The organism is Streptomyces sp. NPDC048643, assembly GCF_040650615.1.
In the GTDB taxonomy this organism is placed as follows: Bacteria; Actinomycetota; Actinomycetes; order Streptomycetales; family Streptomycetaceae; genus Streptomyces.
Map to the genome: position 1 here is coordinate 24,267 of NZ_JBEZHO010000015.1, position 24,007 is coordinate 48,273.

Consider the following 24,007-nt stretch of genomic DNA (forward strand, 5'->3'; position numbering starts at 1 on the left):
ACCCCCGTCCCCACCTCTGTCCCCGTCCCCCCTTCCGTTCCCGCCCATGACTCCCCCCGGGCGATACGCGTGCGAAGGAGCCCGCGATGAGCGAGATGATCACCGCGGACCTGGTCGATCTCGACCTGTCCGCCGACACCAAGGAGGCGGCGGCTCGTGCCCTCGCCGAGCGCATGGCCGCCCTGGGCCGGGTCACCGACCTGGACGGGTTCCTCGCCGACGTGGCCGCCCGCGAGGCCCAGATGCCGACCGGCCTGGACGGCGGCATCGGCATCCCGCACTGCCGCAGCGAGCACGTCACGGAACCGACGCTCGCCTTCGGACGCAAGACCGCCGGGATCGACTTCGGCGCACCGGACGGACCCGCCGACCTGATCTTCCTGATCGCCGCTCCGGCGGGCGCGGACGACGCCCACCTCACCATCCTGTCGGCCCTCGCCCGGCAGTTGACGAACGGCGAGTTCACCGCCGCGCTGCGGGCCGTGGACGACGCGGAGACCGCGGCGGCGCTCATCCGCGCAGACCGGTCCCCGGCGCCCGCGGACGTCACCGCAGGCGCCGAGAACGCCGAGCACCCGGAGGGCTCCGCGGCAGCGGAGGCGGGGACGGGAGCGGCTGAGGCGGCGGCCTCCGCCGAGAGCGCCGCTCCGGGCGGCGCGGCCCCGGTGCCGGGTGCGAGCGTCGAGGACGGACCGGCCCCGGTGCCCGGCTCAACCGCCGCTCCGGACGGCCGCCCGTTCCGTGTCGTCGCCGTCACCTCCTGCCCCACCGGTATCGCGCACACCTACATGGCGGCCGAGTCCCTGGAGAACGCGGGCCGTGAGGCCGGGGCCGAACTCGTCGTGGAGACCCAGGGATCGGCCGGCTTCACCCGCCTCGACCCGGCGGTGATCGCGGCGGCGGACGGCGTGATCCTCGCCCACGACGTGCCCGTACGGGAGAAGGAGCGCTTCGCCGGGAAGCCGACCGTCGACGTCGGGGTGAAGGCCGGCATCAACCGTCCCGCCGAACTCGTCGCCGAGGTGCGGGAGAAGGCCGCCCGCGGCGAGGTCACCGCCGGACCGGCGCCGGGCTCTGCCGCCGGCCCGGCCTCCGGTACGCCCGTCGAACGCACCGGTGACGCCGGCGAGGGCTACGGCACACGGCTCCGTACCTGGCTGATGTCCGGGGTGAGCTACATGGTCCCGTTCGTCGCCGCAGGCGGTCTGCTCATCGCCCTCGGCTTCGCGATCGGTGGCTGGCAGGTCAACAAGGCACCGTCCGTCATGGACCACTTCGTGTGGACCCAGGCGGACAGCTGGGGCGCGCTGCTGTTCCAGATCGGCGGCGTCGCCTTCAACTTCCTGATCCCGGTCCTGGCCGGCTACATCGCCTACGGCATGGCGGACCGGCCCGGCCTCGTCCCCGGCTTCGTCGGCGGCTCGATCGCCCTCACCATCAACGCGGGCTTCCTCGGCGGCCTCGCGGCGGGCCTGATCGCCGGCGGCGTGGTGATGGCGATCCAGAAGGTCCGCATCCCGGCGGCGGTGCGCGGCATCATGCCGGTGGTGGTGATCCCGCTGATCTCCTCGGCGATCGTCGGGTTCCTGATGTTCGTGGTGATCGGCAAGCCCATCGCGTCCGCCCAGAAGGGCATGACCGACTGGCTGAACGACCTCACCGGCGCGAACGCCGTCCTGCTCGGCGCCCTGCTCGGCCTGATGATGTGCTTCGACCTCGGCGGCCCGGTCAACAAGGTCGCCTACACGTTCGCCACCGCCGGGATCGCCGTCGCGAACCCCGGCGACTCGGCGATGAAGATCATGGCGGCCGTGATGGCGGCGGGCATGGTCCCGCCGCTGGCGATGGCCCTCGCGACGACCGTGCGCGCCCGCCTCTTCACCCCGACCGAGCGCGAGAACGGCAAGGCCGCCTGGGTGCTGGGCGCCTCCTTCATCACCGAGGGCGCGATCCCCTTCGCCGCCGCCGACCCGCTGCGCGTCATCCCCTCCGCGATGGCGGGCGGAGCCGTCACCGGTGCCCTGTCGATGACGTTCGGCGCCACGCTGCGCGCCCCGCACGGCGGCATCTTCGTGGTCCCGCTGATCGGCAACCCGTTCCTCTACCTGATCGCCGTCGCCGCCGGTGTCGGCGTCACCACCGCTCTGGTCGTCGTCCTGAAGGGCCTGCGCAAGCGGTCTGAGTCGGGCGCCGACGCCGAGAGCACCGGCGCCACCGCGGCGTCCCCGGCCGGTTCGAAGGAGCCGGTCGCGGCCTGAACCGCCTGTCACGGTGCCCCTTTGGGGCAGCTGTGAGGTGTTCACCGCTTCTGCGAGATGCGTCACGGTCCGGGGTCAAAGTCCCGGACCGTGGTGTCTACTGGGGCGCATGCCCGAGCACGTGTCGATCCTCCAGCTGACCGGCGTGGCGTTCCTCGCGCTGGCGACCGTCGTCTGGGTCGTCGGCCTGGCCCGCCTGCTGCGCGGCGGGCCTTCCGTCGCCATGGCGCCGCACCCCGGCGAAGCGCTCCGGGCGCTGCCCGGTCAGCGCCGCCACGGCCCCGACACGGAATCCGTGGACCTGACCCCCGAGGAACGCGTCGCCTTCGCGCGCCTGGTACGGCAGTTCAGCGACAGCCGTCCGTAGGGCGGGTCCGCGAGGCCGCGCGCCAGGTCGGCCGAGTGGGGCAGCCTGGTCGGGTCAGCCGAGCCGGGCGGCGCGCCGCTCCATGGCGTCCCGCGCCGCGTCCTCCGTCGCGTACACCTCGCACATGTGCCGCCGGTCCGGTGTCGCCGTGTGCTCGACCTCCCACAGGGAGATCTCCTGTCCGTCCCGCAGCAGGAACGCGTGCTCGTACAGCGAGAAGGACAACCCCGCCTGCCCGGTGCGTCCGGGGCGGCCGAAGGCCTGGGTGATCTGGTGCGCGAACGCCTCCCGCAGCAGCAGCGCCGAGAGCTCGGCGTCCGGCCCGTCCGTGTTCTCCGCGCGCCGCAGGAGCCGGCGCGCGTGATCGGCGGAGGCGTCGGGCACGTATGTGTGCCGCGGCTCGGGGATCGACGACAACTGCACGAACGCGGGCAGTTCGAAGTCCGGTGCGTCCGGCGGGAGGGAGAGCCGGGCCGTGGCCGCGCGCACCTCCTCCTCGTCGATGTACACCTCGTGCTGTGCGTCGCGGCCGACCGCCGTGTTGTGTACCAGCTCCCACAGGGTGACGGCGGAGCCGTCGGAGAGCAGCCACGTGTGCCGGTAGGTCTCCCGGTGCAGGCCGGCGCTGTGGTGCGCGGAGTGCAACGAGCTGTCGTGCGCCAGCGCGCAGTCGAGAAGCCGTATCGTCTCGTCGGGCAGCTCGAACGAGTTCAGGGCGCGGCCCAGAAGCCTTTCGAGATGCTCCTCCGGAGACTCGGGCGACTCGGGTGGTTCGTACGCTGCTGTCTCGTACGGAACGCTCAAGGTTTCTCCCGGCGTTGCTGCATGTCACCTTGTGGGTGCATACCGTAGCCCCTCGGTCGGACATCATGTCCGCGAACCGAGAAAACGTGCGGACGGAAAACGGGCGGGCCGCGCGGGGAGTTCCCGCGCGGCCCGCCCGGCCCTCAAAAGGCCCTCGTCAGACGGCACTTCCGGCGGTCCAGGCACTCCACGACATGTTCCAGCCGTTGAGCCCGTTGTCCGGCGCGACCGTCTTGTCGGGAGAGTTCCTGACCGTCACGACGTCCCCGACGAGCGAGTTGTCGAAGAACCACTTGGCGGGGGTGTCGCCCTGCGTGCCCTGCTCGTCGGCGAGACCGACACAGCCGTGACTGGTGCCCTGCCGGCCGAACGGCGCGTTCCCGCGGCTGTACCAGTAGTTGCCGTGGATGAACGTCCCCGACGACGTCAGACGCATCGCGTGCGGCACGTCCGGGATGTCGTACTCGCCGCCGTACCCGACTGTCGAACCGTTCATCCGCGTCCGCGCGAACTTCTCCGAGATCACCATCTGCCCGTTGTACGTGGTGTGCTCGGGGCTGCCCGCGGAGATCGGCACGCTCTTGACGGTCTTCCCGTCCCGCACGACCGTCATCGTCTGGGTGTTCACGTCGACCGTGGAGACCTGGGAGCGGCCGACGGTGAAGGTGACGGTCTTCTTCTGCACCCCGTAGACGCCGTTGGCGCCCTCGACCCCGTCCAGGTCGATCCTCATCGTGACCTTGGAGCCGGCCTTCCAGTACTCCTCGGGCCGGAAGTCGAGGCGCTGCGCCCCGAACCAGTGGCCCACGACCTGCTGTCCGCTGCTGGAACTGACCTTGATGTGCGACTGGACGGTCCTCTTGTCGCCGATCGCCTTGTCGAAGGTGAACGACACCGGCATGCCGACCCCCACCGTGGCCCCGTCGTCCGGCGTGTACGTCCCGATGAAGCTGTTGCTCGAAGAGACCGTGGTGAAGATCGAGTTGGCCGCCGCGGTCCGCCCGTCGGCGTCCTTCGCCGTCGCCGAGATCTGGTACTTCGTGCCCCGCTCCAGCTGCTCCTTCGGCTTCCAGGAACCGCCGTCCGCCGTGATCGCCCCCGGCACGGCCGTCCCGGTTCCGGCGACCGTCATCTTCACCTCGGTCAGCCGGCCGTGGCTCACCTTCACGCCCGTCGCGTTGATGGACGCGCTCGTCGAGCCGTCCTTCGCCGAGATGACGATCCGCGCCGTGGACGTCCGGGCGGAGTTCCCGCCGCCCTTGCCGTCCTTGCCCCCCGCGGTGTCGGCGCTGGCGTCGCCGCCGCAGGCGGTGAGGGTGAGAGCGCCGATCATCAGGGCGGCACAGGCCCCCAGTGCGCGTGCTGTCCTCTTCGGCGTTGTCACGTCTGCTCCCCGTTGTCGTCGGCTGCGGCGTCCGCTGCGGTACGGGGAGAAAGAGCGAGCGGCGCCGGGAGGGGTTCCCGTCGACTCGGGCCGGGGACCGTCACGTGACACAACCAGGACAATCGCCCGGCCCGAAGGCCGGACGACCCTCGGGCCCGTCGTCCGGATCAGCCCCTACTCCCTTCCGTAGAGCTCCTCGTACGAGGGCCACGCCCCGCCCGGTCCGTCCACCGAACCGGCGGCGCGCACGGCCCGCACGATGGCGCGCGTCACCAGGTCGGCGCCCGCCGCCAGGATCTCGTTCAACGCCAGCGGGTTCCCGGCGTCGAGCGGCCGGGCGCCCGTCGCCAGCGCGAACACCGTGTCCCCGTCGTTCAGCAGGTGCACCGGCCGCACGGCGCGGGCGATCCCGTCGTGCGCCGTGCCCGCGAGCTTCTGCGCCTGCGCGCGCGTCAGGTCGGCGTCGGTCGCGACCACGGCCAGCGTGGTGTTCAGCGGCGGCGGCGCGTTCTTCGCGGCGGTCTCCGCGAGCCGCCGCCGAGCGGCCTCGTGCACCGGCGCGGCCGGACACGCCGCACGTCCCGCCATCAACTCCCCGTACAACGCGCCCGTCTCCGGTTCCACCGCCGAGCCCGCCGCGTTGGCCACCACCAGCGCGCCGACCGTGATGCCGGACTCCAGCACGACGCTCGCCGTCCCGACCCCGCCCTTGATCTCGCCGAGCACCGCGCCCGTTCCCGCGCCCACCCCTCCCTCGGGCACCCCGGCGCCCGGCTCGCTCGCGTCGGCCGCCTCGACCGCCGCCCGTCCGGTGGCGGCGTCCGGCCGGCACCGGAAGGCCCCGCCCCGGCCCAGGTCGAAGACGCAGGCCGCGGGCACGACCGGTACGACGTGCAGCGGGTCGGGGCCCACCCGAACCCCGCGCCCGCGCTCCTCCAGCCAGGCCATCACGCCCGACGCCGCGTCCAGCCCGTAGGCGCTGCCGCCGGTCAGCACCACCGCCTCGACCTTCTGCACGAGATTGCGGGGATCGAGCGCGTCGGTCTCCTTGGTGCCGGGCCCGCCGCCCCGCACGTCCACGGCGGCGACCGCACCGCCTTCGGGGGTGAGCACGACCGTCGTCCCCGTGAGCCACCCGTCGCCGGTACGCGTCGCGTGCCCGACCCGCAGACCGGCCACATCCGTCAGAGCGTCAACTGTCATGCGCCCAGTGTTCCCCGGCCCCGGCCCCGGGCAGCCGCACCGGGGACCTCGGCTGCCGTGTGCCTACGCGTCCACCGTCGCCTCCCGCGCCGCCATCCGCGCCGTCAGCACCACTCCCACCGCCACGGACGATGCCGCGACGATGCCTGCGGCGGGCACCGCCCAGTCGCCGAGGAACGTGCACAGGATGACCAGCAGGGCGGTGGTCGGCAGGACGAGCTGCTGGGCGATGCCCACCTTGAAGTAGCGGGAGTGCAGCACCCACACGGCGAGGAAGTACAGCGCGGTCGGCAGCGTCACCGCGGCGGACGCGGCGAGGGTCGAGATGTGTGCCGTGCCGACGGCCTGCTCGACCGCGACCTCCAGGCCGGCCCCGATCGCGGCGGCCGACGCGAAGATCAGATAGTGCCCGTACCCCCACAGGAACGCCTGGCCGCTGGTCCGCAGGTGTCCGTGGATCGGCACCACGAAGTAGATCCACCAGGCGGCGAACACGATCAGCAGCCCGCCCGTGGCGATCGGCAGCAGCTCGCCCAGCGCGTCGTGCTCGTCCACCGCCGACTTCACCGCGACCGTGGCCGCGGCGATCGTCTCGCCCAGCACGATGATCGTGAACAGCCCGTAGCGCTCGGAGATGTGGTGCGGGTGCCAGGCCGTGGAGTAGTCCTTCTCCGCGAACAGCGGCACGCACAGCTCGGCGATCACCACGACCAGGAACACCCACGGGAGGGCCGCCTCGGGCGTGAACAGCAGGCCGAGCCAGCCGACCTGGCAGAGCAGCACACCGCCCGCGTAGCGCAACGCCATCGTTCTCTCGGCGCCCCGCGTGGACCGCGCGACCCGCAGCCACTGCGCGATCATCGCCAACCGCATGATCACGTAGCCGATCCAGACGACCAGGAAGTCATGGCTCTCGAACGCCTTCGACACCCCGGCGGCGAGCACCAGCACGCCCGCGATCTGCACCAGCGTGACGACCCGGTAGAGCACGTCGTCGTTGTCGTAGGCCGACGCGAACCAGCTGAAGTTCATCCACGCCCACCAGATGGCGAAGAAGATCATCGCGTAGTTGAGGATGCCCTTGCCCGCGTGCCCCTCCGCCACGGCGTGCACCAGCTCGGCGCCGGCCTGGGAGATGGCCACCACGAAACACAGGTCGAAGAAGAGCTCCAGCGGTGACGCCACCCGGTGCGCCTCGTCGCGCCCGCGGGCGGTCATTCTGCGCAGGGGCCGTCGGCCCGCGGGGCGTGCCGCCGCGGTGGGCTCGGGAGTGGAACGGGAGGTCATGCGGCCAAGCACAGCAGAAAAGCGGCGCGAATTCGTGTGAAGGAGGTCACCGGTGGCCGTGGCGCCGAAGTCCCCCGGACGGCGTCGGGCCGGGCCCCCGCCACCCGCGACGTACTCTGGAGGCATGAGTACCGCCCCCGCCTCCGAACCGCGCGATCCGAAGCCGGCGCTGGTCTTCGACGACCCGCTGAGCCAGCAGTCCTCGGACGACACGGACCGTGGGTGGGGAGAGCAGGCCGACAGCACCGGTGACAGTGCCGCCGACCTGAAGCGCTTCCTCGACGAGAAGCCGCCCCACCACATCTGAGCGCGGCCCTGGAGCCCCGCCGTCAGCCTTCGCGGTGGCCGTTGCCCCGCTGGGCGACCAGCGCGTCGCGGATCTCCTTGAGCACCTCCAGCTCGGTCACGTCCATGACCTCCTTGGTGTTCTCCTTCGCCCTCTGGCGGGCGGCCTGCCGGGCCAGGAACTTGGCCATTGGCATCACCATCAGGAAGTACACGACGGCGGCCGTGATCACGAAGCTGAGCGTGGCGCCCAGCACCGAACCCCACATGATGCGGATGCCCTCGGCGGTGTCGCCGGTGCCGCGACACGGGTGCTTCAGGCACGAGCTGTAGTTGTCGAGGTTCTTCGTCCCGATCGCCCCGACCACGGGGTTGATGATGCCCTTCACCACGGAGTTGACGATGTTGGTGAAGGCCGCGCCGATGACCACCGCGACGGCCAGGTCGATGACGTTGCCGCGCATCAGGAAGGCCTTGAAGCCCTCCCAGACGCCGGGCTGTTGCTTCTCGCTCACCAGGAGGCCCCTCTGCACAAGTCGTGGAACAAGCAGCTCCGAAACCTACGGCAGGGCCTGCCGGGGGTGTCCAATTGGGTCGCTCCAACGAGGGACTTGACACGGTTCCTCCCCTCATCGCAACGTCACCGCCAGCCGTGACGTCGTGCCCGCGCCGGCCAGTCGCACGGCCGTCGGGCGGGGCACGGCGAGGACCACCAGCGCCCCGGTCTCGGTGGCGCCGACGTCCGGCACCTCGGTGACCCTCGCATCGGTCGCCACCACCCGCACCGCGCCGCCGCTGTCGGCGGCCACCACGTCCACGCGGTCGCCGGGGTGCAGCAGCCCGACCGTCGCGCCGTCGGCGATCCGCACGGGGGCCGTCACGGTCCGGACGGGGCGCGTCCCGTCCGCGCGCGCCGGGTCGGGGCCGGTGGCGGAGGCGGTCACCGATCCGGCCGGCGGAGCGGGCGCCGGATGTCCGCGCGCCCCTTCGGCGTCCTGCGGGCCGGCCGCCACGAGAGCGGCGGCCGTCATCGCCAGGCCCGCGGCGATCGCCCGCCGCCGGTGCCTGACGAGGCGCCGCAGCCGGTACCGCCCGCCGCGCACGTGGACCGGCGCGAAGAGCGGCACGGCGCACGTCGGCGGAGCGTCCGCGCCGGGTGGGCGGTCGAGTCCCGTCTGCTGTGCCTGCGAAGCGTGCGGGTGTGGGTGTGGGCTTGGGCGTGGCGACGGCGCTGGTTGCTGTGACCGCGGATGAAGCGATGCCACCTGCTGCGGCTGCCGCGGGAGTAGGGCCTGCGGGGTGTACTGAGCGGGGCGGGTGTACTGAGCCATGGAGACCACCACCTGTGACGAGGGACCGGCTTGCGATCCCACGATGAGGCCTCGCGGCGAAGCCCGCCGGAGCCGGTGGACCGTCGACGGATTGTGGACAACTCCCTCACCCGAACGGGAGGTTCCGCCTCGCCCCGCCCCGCCCCACCCCGCGCCGCCACCGACCAGGAGACTCACCGCCGCCGCCGACGTGGAGGCTCACCGGCGGCACAGCCCGTGAGCCTCCCGCACGTCACCGCCCCGGCGCCCCGGGATCCGGTGCCCCGGCTCCGTAACGGCACCCCGGCAGGACCCGCCCCGAAGTCCCGAGCGGAGTGCGCCTACGGCAGGTCGAACCCGGGGTCCATCCCGCCCAGGGCAGTCGTGCACAGGCAGTCCCGTGTGCCGTTCTCCGGGAGCCCCGCGACCGCGTCGAAGAGCACGCCCCGCAGCCGGTCCACGTTCGCCGCGAACACCTTCAGCACGTCGTCGTGGGAGACGCCCTCGCCGCTCTCGGCGCCCGCGTCCAGGTCGGTCACCAGCGTCAACGACGTGTAGCAGAGCTCCAGTTCGCGGGCGAGCGCCGCCTCCGGGTGACCGGTCATGCCGACCACCGACCAGCCCTGTGCCTGGTGCCAGAGGGACTCGGCCCGGGTGGAGAAGCGGGGACCCTCCACGACGACGAGCGTGCCGCCGTCCACCGGCTCCCAGTTCCGGCCGCGCGCGGCCTCCAGGGCGGCCTTGCGGCCGACGGGGCAGTAGGGGTCGGCGAGGGACACATGCACCACGTTCGGCACCGAGCCGTCCGGCAGCGGCAGCCCGTCGAAGTAGGACTGGGCCCGCGACTTCGTCCGGTCAACGAACTGGTCCGGCACGAGCAGGGTTCCGGGCCCGTACTCCTGGCGCAGACCGCCCACGGCGCACGGACCGAGGATCTGACGCGCGCCGACGGAGCGCAGCGCCCACAGGTTGGCCCGGTAGTTGATGCGGTGCGGCGGGAGATGGTGGCCGCGACCGTGGCGGGGGAGGAAGGCGACCCGCCTGCCGGCGATCTCGCCGAGGAACAGGGAGTCGCTGGGCGGCCCGTAGGGGGTGTCGACCTGGAGTTCGGTCACGTCGTCGAGGAAGGAGTAGAAGCCCGAGCCGCCGATGACACCGATCTCGGCCCGGCCCGCCGCCTGCGCTCCGGCCGGGCTCTGTGGGTTGTCCGTATTCGCCATGGACCGCACCCTAGGGCCTGTCGTCCGGGCCGGAGAAACGCCGAAGACCCCGTCGTCGTAGGGCGACGGGGTCGGGCGTGAACGAGCCTTGGGAGGCCTCGCGGGGCCGGGGCGGTCGCCCTGGCCGGCCGGAGAGGTCCTAGGCGGCGGAGCTGCCGGCCGAGCCGGAGCCCGACGACTTCGAGTCCGAGGACGACGAGGACGACGAGCTGGACGTCGACTTCGAGTCGGACGACGCCGCGGTGGACGTCGACGGCTTGGACGCGGGCGCACTGCTCGACGAGGAGCCGCGGCTGTCATTGCGGTAGAAGCCGGAGCCCTTGAAGACAATGCCGACGGCCGAGAACACCTTCTTCAGGCGTCCACCGCAGTTGGGGCACTCGGTCAGGGCATCGTCGGTGAACTTCTGCACCGCCTCGAGGCCCTCGCCACACTCGGTGCACTGGTACTGGTAGGTCGGCACTTGTCTTCCTCCTGGCACTCTCACTCAGTGAGTGCTAACGACGGTCCATAGTGACGTATTCCGCGGGATCAGTCCACTGTCACCGGCACTCGGTGACCGACGCCACGTGCGACCGTCCGGCTCGGGGCGCTCGTGGTGAGGCGTGACCGCAGGGTCAGGAGTGTCGCCAGCGCAAGGACCGTACCGGCCATCGGCACCAGGAAGCCGGCGCCGTCCCAGGCGTGGTCCTCCAGCTGACCGGCGACCGTGACAGCCGCCGCCTGGCCGAGCGCGACCGCGCCGGTGAGCCAGGTGAAGGCCTCGGTGCGGGCGCCCTGCGGGACCAGGCTCTCGACCAGGGTGTAGCCGGTGATCAGGGCCGGGGCGATACACATGCCGACCAGGAGTCCGATTCCGGAGAGCACGATCACGGAGTGCGCGGCCCACAGTCCGGAAGCGGTCAGCGCGAGGGCGGCGTACCCGATGACGAGCCGGCGCCGCGGGGCGACCTTCCAGGCGATGGCGCCGCAGACGATGCCGGAGACCATGTTGCCCGCCGCGAAGACGCCGTACAGGACGCCGTTCAGGCCGGGCTCGCCGATCGACTCGCTGAAGGCGGCCAGGGAGACCTGCATGCCTCCGAAGACGGAGCCGATGCCCAGGAACGTCACGATGAGGACGCGCACTCCGGGGACGCGCAGCGCGGAACCGTGGTCCACGCGCGTGTGCCGGTCGGCGGCGACGGAGGGCTGGGTGCTCCGCTGGGCGGCGAACAGCAGGCCGCCGACGAGCGTCAGTGAGGCCTCCGTGAGCAGGCCCGCGGCGGGGTTGACGGCCGTGCACAGGGCGGTGGCGAGCAGCGGCCCGAAGACGAAGGTCAGCTCGTCCGTGACGGACTCGAAGGCCGCCGCGGTGGTCATGAGGGGGGAGCCCTGGAGCTTCACGCCCCAGCGGGCCCGCACCATGGGGCCGACCTGCGGCACCGAGGCGCCGGTGGGCACGGCGGCGGCGAAGAGTGCCCACAGCGGGGCGTCCGCCAGTGCCAGCGCGGTCAGGGAGAGGCCCGCCACGGCGTGCACGAGGACGCCGGGCAGCAGGACGGCCCGCTGTCCGTGGCGGTCGGCCAGCCGGCCGGTGAAGGGCGCGAACAGGGCCATGGCGACGCCGGTCACGGCGGCGACGGCACCGGCCGCTCCGTACGAGCCGGTGGTGTGCTGCACGAGCAGCACGATGGAGATCGTCAGCATGGCGAACGGCTGCCGTGCGGCGAATCCGGGGAGCAGGAACGTCCAGGCGCCGCGGGTGCGCAGCAGCTGTCCGTATCCAGGACGGGAGGTGACCGTGGATGCCACGGCCCGTGCCTTTCTGCCGCCTGGTAGCGCGCCCGTGCGGGGGCGCCGAGAGCTGTCCTCTTGCGCGGATCTGCGGTAGATACCGGCGTCCTCGGCAGGAGGGCGTGACGGCCGCCATACGGTCGCGCCAGCTCTGCGTCAGGCAGAGTTGGTCCGATCTAGGTGTGCCTTCATCGTACAGGGGTCGGGCATCCCCTCGCCTGTGAAAGCGAGCACCGTGGCAGCGTTCGCCTGGGAATGCCCGCCATCCCCGGTTGTCCCGTTAAAGGCCCTTTTGGTGCGCCGTGTGACCGCGCTGGTTCTCGGTGGCGACCTCGCCGGTGCCCAGCCAGCCGGCCAGCTTGCCGCCCTGGCCCACCGCGCGGAGCCGCTTCTCGGCGGCGTCCCGGACCGGGTCGGTGGCCACCACCAGCAGCTCGTCGCCGAGTCGCAGCACCGTCGTGGGCATCGGCACGAAGGACTTCCCCTCGCGGACGACGAGGGTCACCGCGGCGCCCGGAGGCATGCGCAGTTCGCCCACCTCGACGCCGTGCATCCGGGACCCCTCCGGGATGGAGACCGACAGCAGGTGGCCGCGCAGCCGCTCCAGGGGAGCCGACTCGATGCCCAGGTCGGCGGCGCCGGGGGGCGCTCCGAGCCGGAGTTTGCGGGCCAGCCAGGGCAGCGTGGGGCCCTGGATGAGGGTGTAGACGACGACCAGGACGAAGACGATGTTGAAGATGCGCCGGCTGTCCGAGACGCCGTTCACCATGGGGATGGTCGCCAGGATGATGGGTACGGCGCCGCGCAGGCCCGCCCAGGAGAGCAGGGTCTGCTCCTGCCAGGGCATGCGGAAGGGCGCCAGGCTGACGATGACGCTGAGGGGACGCGCCACCATCGTCAGGACCAGGCCGACGAGGAGCGCGGGCACGATGTCGTCGCCCATCTCGTGCGGCGTCACCAGCAGGCCGAGCAGGACGAACATGCCGATCTGGGCGATCCAGCCGAGTCCCTCGGCGAAGCCGCGGGTGGCGGGCCAGTGCGGGAGCTTCGCGTTGCCGAGCAGCATGGAGGCGAGGTAGACGGCGAGGAATCCGCTGCCGTGCGCGAGGGCTCCGGCGGCGTAGGCGACGACGGCGATGGCCATGACGGCGATCGGGTAGAGGCCGGAGGCGGGCAGTGCCACGTGCCGCAGCCCGAAGGAGCCGAGCCAGCCGACCGCGATCCCGATGGCGGCGCCGATCGCGAGTTCCAGGGCTATCTCACCGACCAGCGCGTACCAGTGCTCCACCGGTCCGGCGGTGGAGAAGGCGACGACGAGGATGACCACCGGGGCGTCGTTGAAGCCGGACTCGGCCTCCAGGATGCCCGTCACGCGCGCGGGGAGCGGGATCTTCCGCAGGACGGAGAAGACCGCCGCGGCGTCCGTCGAGGACACCACCGCCCCGACGATGAGGGCCTGCCGCCAGTCCAGGTCGATCAGGTAGTGCGCCGCCGTCGCGGTGACACCGACACTCACCGCGACACCCACCAGTGCCAGCGAGGAGGCCGCCGGGAGGGCCGGCTTGATCTCCTTCCACTTCGTGCCGAGTCCGCCCTCGGCCAGGATCACGACCAGGGCCGCGTATCCGATGACCTGGGTCAGTTCGGCGCTGTTGAAGTGGACGTCGCCGACGCCGTCCTGGCCCATGGCGACGCCGATCCCCAGGTACACGAGCAGGGTGGGGAGCCCGCTGCGTGAGGAGATCCGGACCGCCGCCACGGCGACGAGCAGGACGAGCGCGCACACGAGCAGGAGCTGGTTGAGGTGGTGGACAGTCAGGGGCTGTTTCCTTTCTCGCCGATCCGCTCCCGTCGGGACGAGTGCGGATCCGAGCACCGGAAGCCGGGTACTTCAGTGCAAGTACTTCGTTACCTTACCTAACTCTTGACGCTTTCTTGACGTTCCGGGAGGCAAGATCGAACGCTCGTGCTTCCCGGTTCCCCACTCCGCGTCAAGGCGCGGTGGGCCCTGCGCCTATGGTTGCTCCAGCACTCCAGGACCGCCTGCCGCTCGCGTTAGGACAGCAAGGACAGCGATGCCCCCCAACACCACCGCCTCTTCCGGCCAAAAGCCCGGCAAGTCCGGCAGGAAGAAGGGGCGCAAAGCCCGACTGTTCTTGATTGTCCTGGTTCTTGCCGTCATCGGGGGCATCGCCTTCGGCGGGTACTGGGGGGTCAGCACCGTGCGCGCGTCCTTCCCGCAGACCAAGGGCTCCATAAAGCTCGACGGTCTGTCGGGCCCGGTGGACGTGAAGCGCGACGGCAACGGCATCCCCCAGGTCTACGCCTCGTCCGACGAGGACCTGTTCATGGCCCAGGGCTTCGTCCAGGCGCAGGACCGGTTCTACGAGATGGACGTGCGCCGCCACATGACCTCGGGCCGGCTGTCCGAGATGTTCGGCAAGGGCCAGGTCGAGAACGACGAGTTCCTGCGCACCCTGGGCTGGAACCGGGTGGCACAGAAGGAGTACGACACCAAGCTGTCGGCCTCCACGAAGAAGTACCTCCAGGCGTACGCCAAGGGAGTCAACGCCTACCTGAAGGGCAAGGACGGCAAGGACATCTCCCTGGAGTACGCCGCCCTCGGCTTCAGCAACGACTACACGCCCCAGCAGTGGACCCCGGTCGACTCCGTGGCCTGGCTCAAGGCGATGGCCTGGGACCTGCGCGGCAACATGCAGGACGAGATCGACCGCTCGCTGATGACGAGCCGGCTCGGCCCGAAGCAGATCGCCGACCTGTACCCGGAGTACCCGTACAGCCGGAACAAGGCGATCGTCCAGGAGGGCGCGTACGACGGCGTCACCGGGGCGTACTCGCCGACCGGCACCGCCGCGGGCTCGACGTCCACGGCGGGCACGGGGCTCACGGGCAACACCGAGGCGCCCTCCGGGTTCCAGAGCCAGCTGTCGGGCCTCTACGACGTGCTCGACAACGTGCCCACCGCCGTCGGCGTCAACGGCAACGGCATCGGCTCCAACTCCTGGGTCGTCTCGGGCAGCCACACCATCACCGGCAAGCCGCTGCTCGCCAACGACCCGCACCTGTCGGCCTCGCTGCCCTCGGTCTGGTACCAGATGGGCCTGCACTGCACGACGCTCTCCGCCAAGTGTCAGTACGACGTCGCCGGCTACACCTTCGCGGGGATGCCCGGCGTGGTCATCGGCCACAACCAGGACATCGCCTGGGGCATGACCAACTCCGGGGTCGACGTCACCGACCTCTACCTGGAGAAGATCACCGGCGAGGGCTACGAGTACGACGACAAGGTGCTGCCCTTCACCACCCGCAAGGAGACCATCAAGGTCGCGGGCGGGGCGAGCAAGACGATCGTGGTCCGCTCGACCGAGGACGGCATGCCGCTGCTCTCCGACCGTGACGACGAACTCGTCAAGGTCGGCAAGAAGGCCGGCGTCGACGCCGGGGCGCCCGACCGCGGGGACGGCTACGCCATCGCGCTGCGCTGGACCGCGCTGAACCCCGGCAAGTCGATGGACGCCGTCTTCGAGATGGACAAGGCCTCGGACTGGACCGAGTTCCGCAAGGCCTCCACGTCCTTCGACGTGCCCTCGCAGAACCTCGTGTACGCCGACACCGAGGGCAACATCGGCTACCAGCTGCCGGGGAAGATCCCGACGCGCGCCGAGGGTGACGACGGTTCGCTCCCCTCGCCCGGCTGGGAGTCCAAGTACCGCTGGACCGGCTACATCAAGCAGTCCGCGCTGCCCTACGAGTACAACCCGAAGCGTGGCTACATCGTCACCGCGAACCAGGCGGTCGTCGACAAGGACAAGTACCCCTACACGCTCACCACGGACTGGGGTTACGGCACCCGCAGCCAGCGGATCAACGACCTGATCGAGTCGAAGATCAACGGCGGCGGCAAGATCTCCACCGACGACATGCGGCAGATGCAGCTCGACAACAGCAGCGAGATCGCCAAGCTGATCGTGCCGAAGCTGCTCAAGATCGACGTGGCCGACAAGGACGTGCGCGAGGCGCAGAAGCTCCTGGAGGGCTGGGACTACACCCAGGACTCCGACTCCGCGGCGGCCGCCTACTTCAACGCCACCTGGCGCAACATCCTCAAGCTCGCCTTCGGCAACAAGCTGCCCAAGGAACTGCGGGTCAAGGGCCAGTGCCTGAACGTCGACCGGGTCGACACCACGGGTCCCGCGGACGAGGACCAGAAGGTGCGCGAGTGCGGCGAGCGCGACGCGGACCAGGCGCAGCCGGACGGCGGCGACCGGTGGTTCGAGGTCGTCCGCAAGATCATCAACGATGAGAAGAACGACTGGTGGAAGCTGCCCAAGACGCGCACCCAGAAGGCGACGGACACCCGTGACGAGCTGTTCGGCCGCGCTCTGCGGGACGCCCGCTGGGAGCTGACCGCCAAGCTCGGCAAGGACATCGACACCTGGAGCTGGGGCCGGCTGCACCGCCTGTTCCTGAAGAACCAGACCCTCGGTACCGAAGGCCCCCGTTTCCTCCAGTACATGCTCAACCGCGGCCCCTGGAAGCTCGGCGGCGGCGAGGCGACGGTCAACGCGACCGGCTGGAACGCGGCGGGCGGCTACGGAGTGGTGTGGGTTCCCTCGATGCGGATGGTCGTGAACCTCGGCGACCTCGACAAGTCGAAGTGGATCAACCTGTCGGGAGCCAGCGGGCACGCGTACAGCGCGCACTACACGGATCAGACGGATCTGTGGGCCAAGGGCGAACTCCTGCCCTGGGCCTTCTCGGAGAAGGCCGTCGACAAGAGGACGAGCGACACCCTCGTCCTCGAACCGTGACAGCGGCGGAGACCGGCGGGGCGTGACGCCTCGCCTCCGGGTCCGGCCGAAGTGGCCCTCCACGCACGCGTGGAGGGCCACTTCGCGTTCCGGGCGCGGGTCAGCGGAAGCGGCGCACCCCGGAAGGGGTCACCACCGCGTGGACGGGCCGGTCGTGGGCCTCCGCCGGTACCCGCTCGACGACTTCGGTGTCGTACAGGAGCACCACCAGCGCGGGATCGGCCTCCGCCCGCTCCAGGCGGGCCAGGACGCGGTCGTAGGAACCCCCGCCGCGGCCCAGCCGCATTCCGCGCCCGTCGACGGCGAGACCGGGCAGCAGGACCACGTCCGCGCCCCCGACGGCCTCCGGGCCCAACCGCGCACCCACGGGCTCCTGAAGGGCCATTCTCGTGCCGTGCCGGACCGGTGCGAGGGAACCGGCCCCCTCGTACACGCCCCAGTCCAGGTCGTTGTCCGGCAGCAGGACCGGCAGCAGCACCCGCACCCCGCGCGCGTGGAGCGCGTCCAGGAGTGCGAGGGTGCCGGGCTCGCTCCCCACGGAGACGTACGCCGCCACCGAGCGCGCGTGCGCCAGTTCGGGGAGTTCCAGGGCCCGAACGGCGAGCGCCGCGGCGGACTTCCGCACGTCATCGTCCGTCAACCCGGTTCTCACCGACAGGAACCCTCGGCGCAACATTCGCTTCGTAGGGTCCGGTTCGGGTCCCAGGTGGCTCACAGGTCGCTCCCGTACTCTTCTCAATGCGCTCATATGAGAGCGAATTAACCGGAGCCACAGATTCAGCACATAGCCACCGGATATGGTTACGGGCATGACTGAGTCACACCCCAGGATCAGTAAGGCTGTCATCCCCGCGGCAGGCCTAGGCACCCGGTTCCTGCCGGCCACCAAAGCCACTCCCAAGGAGATGCTGCCGGTCGTCGACAAGCCGGCGATCCAGTACGTGGTCGAAGAGGCCGCGTCGGCGGGTCTTGACGACGTCCTGATGATCACGGGCCGCAACAAGCGCCCGCTGGAAGACCACTTCGACCGCAACTACGAGCTCGAATCGGCGCTCCAGAAGAAGGGCGACGCCGGCCGGCTCGCCAAGGTCCAGGAGTCCAGCGACCTCGCGACCATGCACTACGTGCGCCAGGGCGACCCCAAGGGACTCGGTCACGCCGTCCTGTGCGCGGCCCCGCACGTCGGCCACGAACCCTTCGCCGTCCTCCTCGGCGACGACCTGATCGACCCGCGCGACCCCCTGCTGGCCCGCATGGTCGAGGTCCAGGAGCAGCACGGCGGCAGCGTCATCGCCCTCATGGAGGTGGCGCCCGAGCAGATCCACCTCTACGGATGCGCCGCCGTCGAACCCACCGGCGAGGGCGACCTCGTGAAGGTGACGGGCCTGGTCGAGAAGCCCGACGCGGCCGACGCTCCCAGCAACTACGCCATCATCGGGCGCTACGTCCTCGACCCCCACATCTTCGACATACTGCGCAAGACCGAGCCCGGCCGCGGCGGCGAGATCCAGCTCACCGACGCCCTCCAGCAGCTCGCCTCCGACGAGAAGGTCGGCGGCCCCGTGCACGGCGTCGTCTTCAAGGGCCGCCGCTATGACACCGGCGACCGTGGCGACTACCTGCGTGCCATTGTCAGACTCGCGTGCGAACGTGAAGACCTGGGACCGGACTTCCGGACCTGGCTTCGAAGGTACGTAGCCGAGGAGATGTAGGGACTTTGAGCAGCGCCGCGACCCGCACCGCCGGCCAGGATCACCTCTGGTCGGTGGACGACCACCTGGAGGACATCCTCGGCACCGTCCGCCCCCTCGAACCCATCGAGCTGCAACTCCTCGACGCCCAGGGCTGCGTCCTGGTCGAGGACGTCACGGTGCCGGTGTCCCTGCCGCCCTTCGACAACAGCTCGATGGACGGGTACGCGGTCCGGGTCGCGGACGTCGCGGGCGCGAGCGAGGAGTACCCGGCGGTCCTGACGGTCGTCGGCGATGTCGCGGCCGGCCAGGCCGAGGCGCCCTACGTGGGCCCCGGCCAGGCCGTCCGCATCATGACCGGTGCCCCGCTGCCGCCCGGCGCCGAGGCCGTCGTCCCCGTCGAGTGGACGGACGGAGGCCTCGGAGAGGGCCCGGTCACCGGGATGCGCGCGCACAGCGCCTCCCCCGAGGGCGCCTTCGGACAGGTGCACATCCACCGCGCCGCCGAGGCACGCGCGCACGTGCGCGCCGCCGGCAGCGACGTGAAGGCGGGCGACCGCGCCCTCGAAGCGGGCACGATCCTCGGCCCGCCGCAGATCGGCCTGCTCGCCGCGATCGGCCGCGCCACCGTGCGCGTACGGCCCCGCCCGCGCGTGGTCGTCCTCTCCACCGGCAGCGAACTCGCCCAGCCCGGCGAGGCGTTGGGCACCGGCCAGATCTACGACTCGAACAGCTTCGCCCTGTACGCGGCCGCCCGCGACGCCGGCGCCATCGCCTACCGCGTGGGCGCGGTCGCCGACGACGCCGAGACCCTGCGCGCCACCATCGAGGACCAGCTCATCCGCGCCGACCTCGTCGTCACCACCGGCGGCGTGAGCGTCGGCGCCTACGACGTCGTCAAGGAAGCGCTGTCCTCGGTGGGCGACGAGGACGAGGCCGGCGGCGGCATCGACTTCCGCAAGCTCGCCATGCAGCCCGGCAAGCCCCAGGGCTTCGGCTCCATCGGCCCCGACCACACCCCGCTGCTCGCGCTCCCGGGCAACCCCGTGTCGTCGTACGTCTCCTTCGAGCTCTTCGTGCGCCCCGCCATCCGCACGCTCGCGGGCCTGAAGGACGTCCACCGGCCCACCACCCGGGCCACCCTCGCCGCGGACAAGGCGCTGACCTCGCCCGAGGGCCGCCGCCAGTTCCTGCGCGGCACCTACGCGGACGGCACGGTGACTCCCGTCGGCGGCGCCGGATCCCACCTGGTCGCGGCCCTCGCGCACGCCGACGCGCTGATCGTCGTCCCCGAGAGCGCCACCTCGGTCGAGCCCGGCACCGAGGTCGAGGTCGTCCTGCTCGGCTGATCGGCCGGGAGCCGGGCCGCCCGCCGACGCACCGCCGGGTCACGAGAGGGGCGCACGCTCATCACGGAGGCGTGGCGGCGGACGACCGGGCGGTAACGTGTCGCGCACACCAGGCCCACGCGCCGCACCGCGACGGGCCCTGACCGGGAGCGCCCACGCACATGACTGTTCCGTCCCGGGGGGACACCTCCGGACCCCCCGTGCAGGACCGACTGACGCACATCGACGAGGCGGGCGCCGCCCGTATGGTCGACGTGTCCGGGAAGGACGTGACCGCGCGCACCGCGCGCGCCAGCGGCCGTGTCCTGGTCTCGCCCGGCGTCGTCGAGCTGCTGCGCGGCGAGGGAGTTCCCAAGGGTGACGCCCTCGCCACCGCCCGCATCGCCGGGATCATGGGAGCCAAGCGCACCCCGGACCTGATCCCGCTGTGCCACCCGCTGTCCGTGTCGGGCGTCACGGTCGACCTGTCGGTCGCGGACGACGCCGTCGAGATCGTCGCCACCGTCAGGACGACCGACCGCACCGGCGTCGAGATGGAAGCCCTCACGGCGGTCAGTGTCGCGGCCCTCACCGTGATCGACATGGTGAAGGCCGTCGACAAGGGAGCGGTCATCACGGACGTACGGGTGGAAGAGAAGACGGGCGGGAAGTCCGGCGACTGGAGCCGGACATGAGCGCCGGCACCGGCCCGGCCGCCGAGCGGGCCTACCGAGCCCTGGTGGTCACCGCCTCCAACCGCGCCTCCGCAGGTGTCTACGAGGACCGGGGCGGCCCGTTGATCGCCGCCGGACTCTCCTCCTTCGGCTTCGCGGTCGAGGGGCCGAAGGTCGTGCCGGACGGTGACCCCGTGGAGGCCGCGCTGCGCGCCGGTGTCGAGGCGGGCTACGACGTCATCGTGACCACCGGCGGCACCGGAATCTCGCCGACCGACCGCACCCCCGAGGCGACGCTGCGGGTGCTCGACCACGAGATCCCGGGCATTCCCGAGGCCATCAGGGCGTTCGGCCGGGAGAAGGTGCCGACCGCGGCGCTCTCCCGCGGGCTGGCCGGCGTCGCCCGGGGGACACTGATCGTGAACCTGCCGGGTTCCCCCGGCGGGGTGAAGGACGGCCTGGCCGTCCTGGAGCCCCTTCTCGTCCACGCCGTCGACCAGCTCCGCGGCGGCGACCACCTCAGACCCAGCGGCAGTGGGGGTGCGTGCTGAACAGCCCATCCTGGCCCGTCGAGCTGGTGGACGGCGACGTCGTCCTCCGGCCGATAAGGCTGCGCGACCAGCGGACGTGGCGTGAGGTCAACCGGCGCAACCGCGACTGGCTGCGGCCCTGGGAGGCGACCATTCCGCCGCCCACACCGAGCGGCCCGATCGCGCACCGGCCGACCTACCGTCAGATGGTCCGGCACCTGCGGGCCGAGGCCAACGCGGGTCGGATGCTGCCCTTCGTGATCGAGTACCAGGGGCGGCTCGTCGGTCAGTTGACCGTCGCCGGGATCACCTGGGGCTCGATGTGCTCGGGGCACGTCGGCTACTGGGTGGACCAGTCGGTCGCGGGCCGCGGAGTGATGCCGACGGCGGTGGCGCTGGTGACCGACCACTGCTTCCGTACGGTCGGACTGCACCGCGTCGAAGTCTGTATTCGCCCCGAGAACCGGCCCAGCCGAAGGGTCGTGGAGAAACTCGGATTCCGCGAGGAAGGGCTTCGCCCGCGCTATCTCCACATCGACGGCGCGTGGCGGGACCATCTCGTCTTCGCGCTCACCGCGGAGGAAGTGCCCGAAGGACTGCTCACCCGCTGGCGGCGCGGCCGATCGGTCCAGACCAGGCCGGAACAGCTGGGACCGGATCAGTCGGGATCGCAGAACCCGAGCGCGCCGGGCAACGCCGGTAAATGAAATAGGTGTTCGAAATTGATCGCTGAGCGATCAGCTCGGGGCATTAATTTCGCGCTCCCGGTGGCCTGCTGATCGCATCGGTCACAAAAAAAGCTCGAAATATCAGCCAGATCGTGCGACACACCGGCGCAATTGGCAGATGGCCTCACACAAACCCCTCTACCGTGTGAGGCGTGAGCAGCAGCGGCCTCATCTACGCAGTCATCGTCGGGGCCTGGGCCGCCTACTTGGTGCCGATGTGGCTCCGTAGGCAGGACGAGCTGAACGAAGCCCGTCCGACGGAACGCTTCAGCACCGCCATCCGGCTGCTGTCCGGACGGGCGGGCATGGAGCGCCGATACGCCAAGGACCTGCGGGCGCGCTCCGCCGACGAGGGGGAGCCCGACGCCGATCCGGACGACGCCACCGATTCGGTGGACGTCCGGGCCTTCGCCATGCCCCCGACCCGGCCCCAGACGGCGGTCCAGCACCGGCCACAGGTCCAGGAGCGGGTGCAGCAACCGGAGCCGGCCCAGGCGGAACAGACCCCCGGCGGCCGGACGTACGAGACACCGGGCCCGGCCCGGCCCGTACCGCAGCAGTCGTCCGCGTCCGCGCCGAGACACCCGGCCAAGTCCGCGCCCCAGCAGGCCACGTCGTCCGCGGCGGGCCGCGCACCCGGCGTGCGGCGGGCGCTCTCGGCGGAAGCCGAAGCGCGGGCCCGGCGCGTCAAGGTCCTCGCGCGCCGCCGGCGTACGACGGTCATGCTCTTCCTCGCCTTCACGTTCGGCGCGATCGTCGCGGCCGTCGGCGGCCTCGGGCTTCTCTGGGCGCCCGCCGTGCCGGCCGTGATGCTCAGCTCCTACATCGTGTACCTGCGGGCCCAGGAGCGTCGGCGCTTCACCTACGTCATGGACCGCCGCCGGGCCGAGGTCGCCGCGCAGCGGCTGCGGGAGCGTCAGCCCCGCCGCCGGGCGGCCGCCGACCTCGCGGTGGACGAACCGGAGGAAGGCCCAGGGGCCGACACCGACACCGGGCTCTCCGCGCTCGCCGCGGACCGTCGCGCCCTTGTCGAGCAGACGGACCACGCCGAGTGGGTCGACCAGCAGCGCGAGCGTCAGCGTGGCCCCCGACAGGGCGACAGCTGGGACCCGGTGCCGGTTCCCCTGCCGACGTACGTGACCGCGCCCGTCGCGCCGCGGGCCACCTCCGACGTCGACCTCGGGGCGCCGGACGCCTGGAGTTCCGCGCGGTCCAGCTCCGTCGAGCCGAGCGCCCACGAGGCCGAACCGGCCGAGGAGAACCCCGAGTGCGACGACGACTGCGCGGAGGCGGCGGACGACGGCCGCAGCGACGCGCGCCGGGCCGCGTCGGCGCGACGCGCCCGCGAGCGCGGCCGCACCCCGCTCTTCGACCAGTACGAGGACGGCGAACGGCCGCGTGCGGCCAACGAGTGAGAAGCCGGCCGACCGGCGCCCGGGAGGGCCCGGCTGACCAGCCAGGAACGGATTTCCAAGCACCGCGATCGGGATGCTAGAGTTTCACTCGTTGCAAGGGCCTGTGGCGCAGTCTGGTAGCGCACCTCGTTCGCATCGAGGGGGTCTGGGGTTCAAATCCCCACAGGTCCACCGCAGCCAAGAGCCCCAGCCGGAGAGATCCGGCTGGGGCTCTTGCCATGTCCGCACCGTGACGCGGACAACTCCCGCCGTGGAGCGGGCCCCTGGAGGCCCGCTCCGGTCGGCGCCCGATCCGGACGCCGGGTCCTAGAGGGCCTTGGCGTAGCAGAGGCTCAGGTCGTGGAAGCGGTAGTAGCCGAACTTCGCGCACGGGGCATAGCCGCTCGACGCGTAGAGGGACACCGCCTCGGGCTGTTTGGCGCCGGTCTCCAGGACCATGCGGACGCGGCCCGCCGCACGGGCGTCCTCCTCCAGGGCGGCCAGGACGCGCCGGGCCAGACCGAGACCGCGGGCCTCGGGGACCACGTACATGCGCTTGAGTTCGGCGTCGCCGTCCGAGTAGGCCTCGGCGTTCTCGTCCTGGGTGCGCCAGCCGCCCGTCGCCACCGGCCGGTCCCGCTCGTCGTACGCGATCAGGTAGAGGCCCACGGGCGGGGCGAACATCCACGCGTCGAGGTGCGTGGCGTCGCCGCCGTCGCCGTAGCGCTCGGCGTACTCGCCCTGCACCTGGTCGTTGAGCTTGACGGCGTCGGGATGGTCGAAGGGGACCTGGCGGATGTTCATGCGGAATACCGTACATCTATGCGGTGTGGGTGATGGAGTGGTGACGCGTCGTGCGGGACCGGCACGAACGGTGCCTCCCGTCCGGCCGGGCGGGTGATCGAGTTCGGGTCGGGCCCACCGGTTCAGTATCGT

At 71.4% G+C, this 24,007-nt stretch carries 22 protein-coding genes and 1 tRNA gene; 11 read left to right on the top strand and 12 right to left on the bottom strand.

The genetic code is table 11. The features are described 5' to 3' along the window. The first annotated feature begins 86 nt into the window (after positions 1–86). Both AB0C62_RS17250 and AB0C62_RS17255 read left to right on the top strand, forming a co-directional pair. Complete coding sequence (locus tag AB0C62_RS17250) at positions 87–2,258, top strand: fructose-specific PTS transporter subunit EIIC (RefSeq protein WP_362973917.1); 2,172 nt, start codon at positions 87–89, stop codon at positions 2,256–2,258. A gap of 109 nt (positions 2,259–2,367) precedes the next feature. After that, positions 2,368–2,625, top strand: coding sequence for a hypothetical protein (locus tag AB0C62_RS17255; RefSeq protein ID WP_362973919.1), 258 nt, complete (start codon positions 2,368–2,370; stop codon positions 2,623–2,625). 54 nt (positions 2,626–2,679) lie between these two features. On the opposite strand, the gene AB0C62_RS17260 is transcribed toward AB0C62_RS17255, so the two are convergent. The 4 genes from AB0C62_RS17260 to AB0C62_RS17275 all read right to left on the bottom strand — a co-directional run bounded on the left by AB0C62_RS17260 (position 2,680) and on the right by AB0C62_RS17275 (position 7,303). Continuing rightward, complete coding sequence (locus AB0C62_RS17260; RefSeq protein ID WP_362973921.1) at positions 2,680–3,429, bottom strand: DUF6227 family protein; 750 nt, start codon at positions 3,427–3,429, stop codon at positions 2,680–2,682. A 157-nt stretch (positions 3,430–3,586) separates the two neighbouring features. Beyond that, positions 3,587–4,762 carry an Ig-like domain-containing protein gene (locus AB0C62_RS17265; protein WP_362974131.1) on the bottom strand — a complete coding sequence of 392 codons (1,176 nt, stop codon included), beginning with the start codon at positions 4,760–4,762 and terminating at the stop codon, positions 3,587–3,589. 225 nt (positions 4,763–4,987) lie between these two features. Next, positions 4,988–6,016, bottom strand: a complete 1,029-nt coding sequence (locus AB0C62_RS17270) for a P1 family peptidase (protein WP_362973923.1) — start codon at positions 6,014–6,016, stop codon at positions 4,988–4,990. A gap of 63 nt (positions 6,017–6,079) precedes the next feature. Next, positions 6,080–7,303: a low temperature requirement protein A gene (locus tag AB0C62_RS17275; RefSeq protein WP_362973925.1), complete on the bottom strand. Its 1,224-nt coding sequence runs from the start codon at positions 7,301–7,303 to the stop codon at positions 6,080–6,082. 124 nt (positions 7,304–7,427) lie between these two features. On the opposite strand from AB0C62_RS17275, the gene AB0C62_RS17280 reads away from it, so the two are divergent. Then, on the top strand, positions 7,428–7,610 hold the full coding sequence (locus tag AB0C62_RS17280; RefSeq protein WP_081217781.1) for a hypothetical protein: 183 nt from the start codon (positions 7,428–7,430) through the stop codon (positions 7,608–7,610). A gap of 22 nt (positions 7,611–7,632) precedes the next feature. Here AB0C62_RS17280 and mscL read toward each other — a convergent pair whose 3' ends face one another. The 6 genes from mscL to AB0C62_RS17310 all read right to left on the bottom strand — a co-directional run bounded on the left by mscL (position 7,633) and on the right by AB0C62_RS17310 (position 13,770). Further along, on the bottom strand, positions 7,633–8,103 hold the full coding sequence (gene mscL / locus AB0C62_RS17285) for a large conductance mechanosensitive channel protein MscL (protein WP_362973927.1): 471 nt from the start codon (positions 8,101–8,103) through the stop codon (positions 7,633–7,635). 114 nt (positions 8,104–8,217) lie between these two features. Then, positions 8,218–8,853: a hypothetical protein gene (locus tag AB0C62_RS17290; protein WP_362974133.1), complete on the bottom strand. Its 636-nt coding sequence runs from the start codon at positions 8,851–8,853 to the stop codon at positions 8,218–8,220. A gap of 386 nt (positions 8,854–9,239) precedes the next feature. Next, positions 9,240–10,118, bottom strand: a complete 879-nt coding sequence (locus tag AB0C62_RS17295; protein WP_362973929.1) for an S-methyl-5'-thioadenosine phosphorylase — start codon at positions 10,116–10,118, stop codon at positions 9,240–9,242. 139 nt (positions 10,119–10,257) lie between these two features. Beyond that, positions 10,258–10,581 carry an FmdB family zinc ribbon protein gene (locus AB0C62_RS17300; protein ID WP_362973931.1) on the bottom strand — a complete coding sequence of 108 codons (324 nt, stop codon included), beginning with the start codon at positions 10,579–10,581 and terminating at the stop codon, positions 10,258–10,260. Positions 10,582–10,649: 68 nt separating this feature from the next. Beyond that, positions 10,650–11,912: an MFS transporter gene (locus AB0C62_RS17305; RefSeq protein ID WP_362973933.1), complete on the bottom strand. Its 1,263-nt coding sequence runs from the start codon at positions 11,910–11,912 to the stop codon at positions 10,650–10,652. A 262-nt stretch (positions 11,913–12,174) separates the two neighbouring features. Continuing rightward, the gene (locus AB0C62_RS17310; RefSeq protein ID WP_362973935.1) at positions 12,175–13,770 is read right to left on the bottom strand and encodes a potassium/proton antiporter; all 1,596 of its coding nucleotides are present in this window, start codon (positions 13,768–13,770) and stop codon (positions 12,175–12,177) included. A gap of 199 nt (positions 13,771–13,969) precedes the next feature. Here AB0C62_RS17310 and AB0C62_RS17315 point away from each other — a divergent pair, with 199 nt between their 5' ends. Beyond that, positions 13,970–16,726, top strand: coding sequence for a penicillin acylase family protein (locus AB0C62_RS17315; protein WP_362973937.1), 2,757 nt, complete (start codon positions 13,970–13,972; stop codon positions 16,724–16,726). A gap of 100 nt (positions 16,727–16,826) precedes the next feature. On the opposite strand, the gene AB0C62_RS17320 is transcribed toward AB0C62_RS17315, so the two are convergent. Continuing rightward, positions 16,827–17,402 (bottom strand): 5-formyltetrahydrofolate cyclo-ligase, encoded by a 576-nt coding sequence (locus tag AB0C62_RS17320; RefSeq protein ID WP_362973939.1) that lies wholly within the window; start codon positions 17,400–17,402, stop codon positions 16,827–16,829. Between the two features lie 133 nt (positions 17,403–17,535). On the opposite strand from AB0C62_RS17320, the gene galU reads away from it, so the two are divergent. From galU to AB0C62_RS17355, 7 genes are all read left to right on the top strand, one after another. Beyond that, complete coding sequence (gene galU / locus AB0C62_RS17325; RefSeq protein ID WP_362973941.1) at positions 17,536–18,438, top strand: UTP--glucose-1-phosphate uridylyltransferase GalU; 903 nt, start codon at positions 17,536–17,538, stop codon at positions 18,436–18,438. Positions 18,439–18,443: 5 nt separating this feature from the next. Further along, entirely contained in the window at positions 18,444–19,766 is a 1,323-nt protein-coding gene (gene glp / locus AB0C62_RS17330) for a gephyrin-like molybdotransferase Glp (RefSeq protein ID WP_266614426.1), read from the top strand. 161 nt (positions 19,767–19,927) lie between these two features. After that, on the top strand, positions 19,928–20,440 hold the full coding sequence (gene moaC / locus AB0C62_RS17335; RefSeq protein ID WP_362973943.1) for a cyclic pyranopterin monophosphate synthase MoaC: 513 nt from the start codon (positions 19,928–19,930) through the stop codon (positions 20,438–20,440). Beyond that, complete coding sequence (locus tag AB0C62_RS17340) at positions 20,437–20,970, top strand: MogA/MoaB family molybdenum cofactor biosynthesis protein (protein WP_362973945.1); 534 nt, start codon at positions 20,437–20,439, stop codon at positions 20,968–20,970. Before moaC ends, AB0C62_RS17340 begins: the two co-directional genes overlap by 4 nt. Beyond that, positions 20,967–21,656: a GNAT family protein gene (locus AB0C62_RS17345; RefSeq protein ID WP_362974135.1), complete on the top strand. Its 690-nt coding sequence runs from the start codon at positions 20,967–20,969 to the stop codon at positions 21,654–21,656. Before AB0C62_RS17340 ends, AB0C62_RS17345 begins: the two co-directional genes overlap by 4 nt. Positions 21,657–21,829: 173 nt before the next feature. After that, on the top strand, positions 21,830–23,092 hold the full coding sequence (glpR, locus tag AB0C62_RS17350) for a gephyrin-like molybdotransferase receptor GlpR (RefSeq protein ID WP_362973947.1): 1,263 nt from the start codon (positions 21,830–21,832) through the stop codon (positions 23,090–23,092). Positions 23,093–23,189: 97 nt separating this feature from the next. Next, positions 23,190–23,263: transfer RNA gene (locus AB0C62_RS17355), tRNA-Ala, on the top strand. Positions 23,264–23,398: 135 nt separating this feature from the next. Here the strand turns inward: AB0C62_RS17355 and AB0C62_RS17360 are convergent. Continuing rightward, positions 23,399–23,875, bottom strand: coding sequence for a GNAT family N-acetyltransferase (locus AB0C62_RS17360; RefSeq protein ID WP_362973949.1), 477 nt, complete (start codon positions 23,873–23,875; stop codon positions 23,399–23,401). Positions 23,876–24,007: the final 132 nt, after the last annotated feature.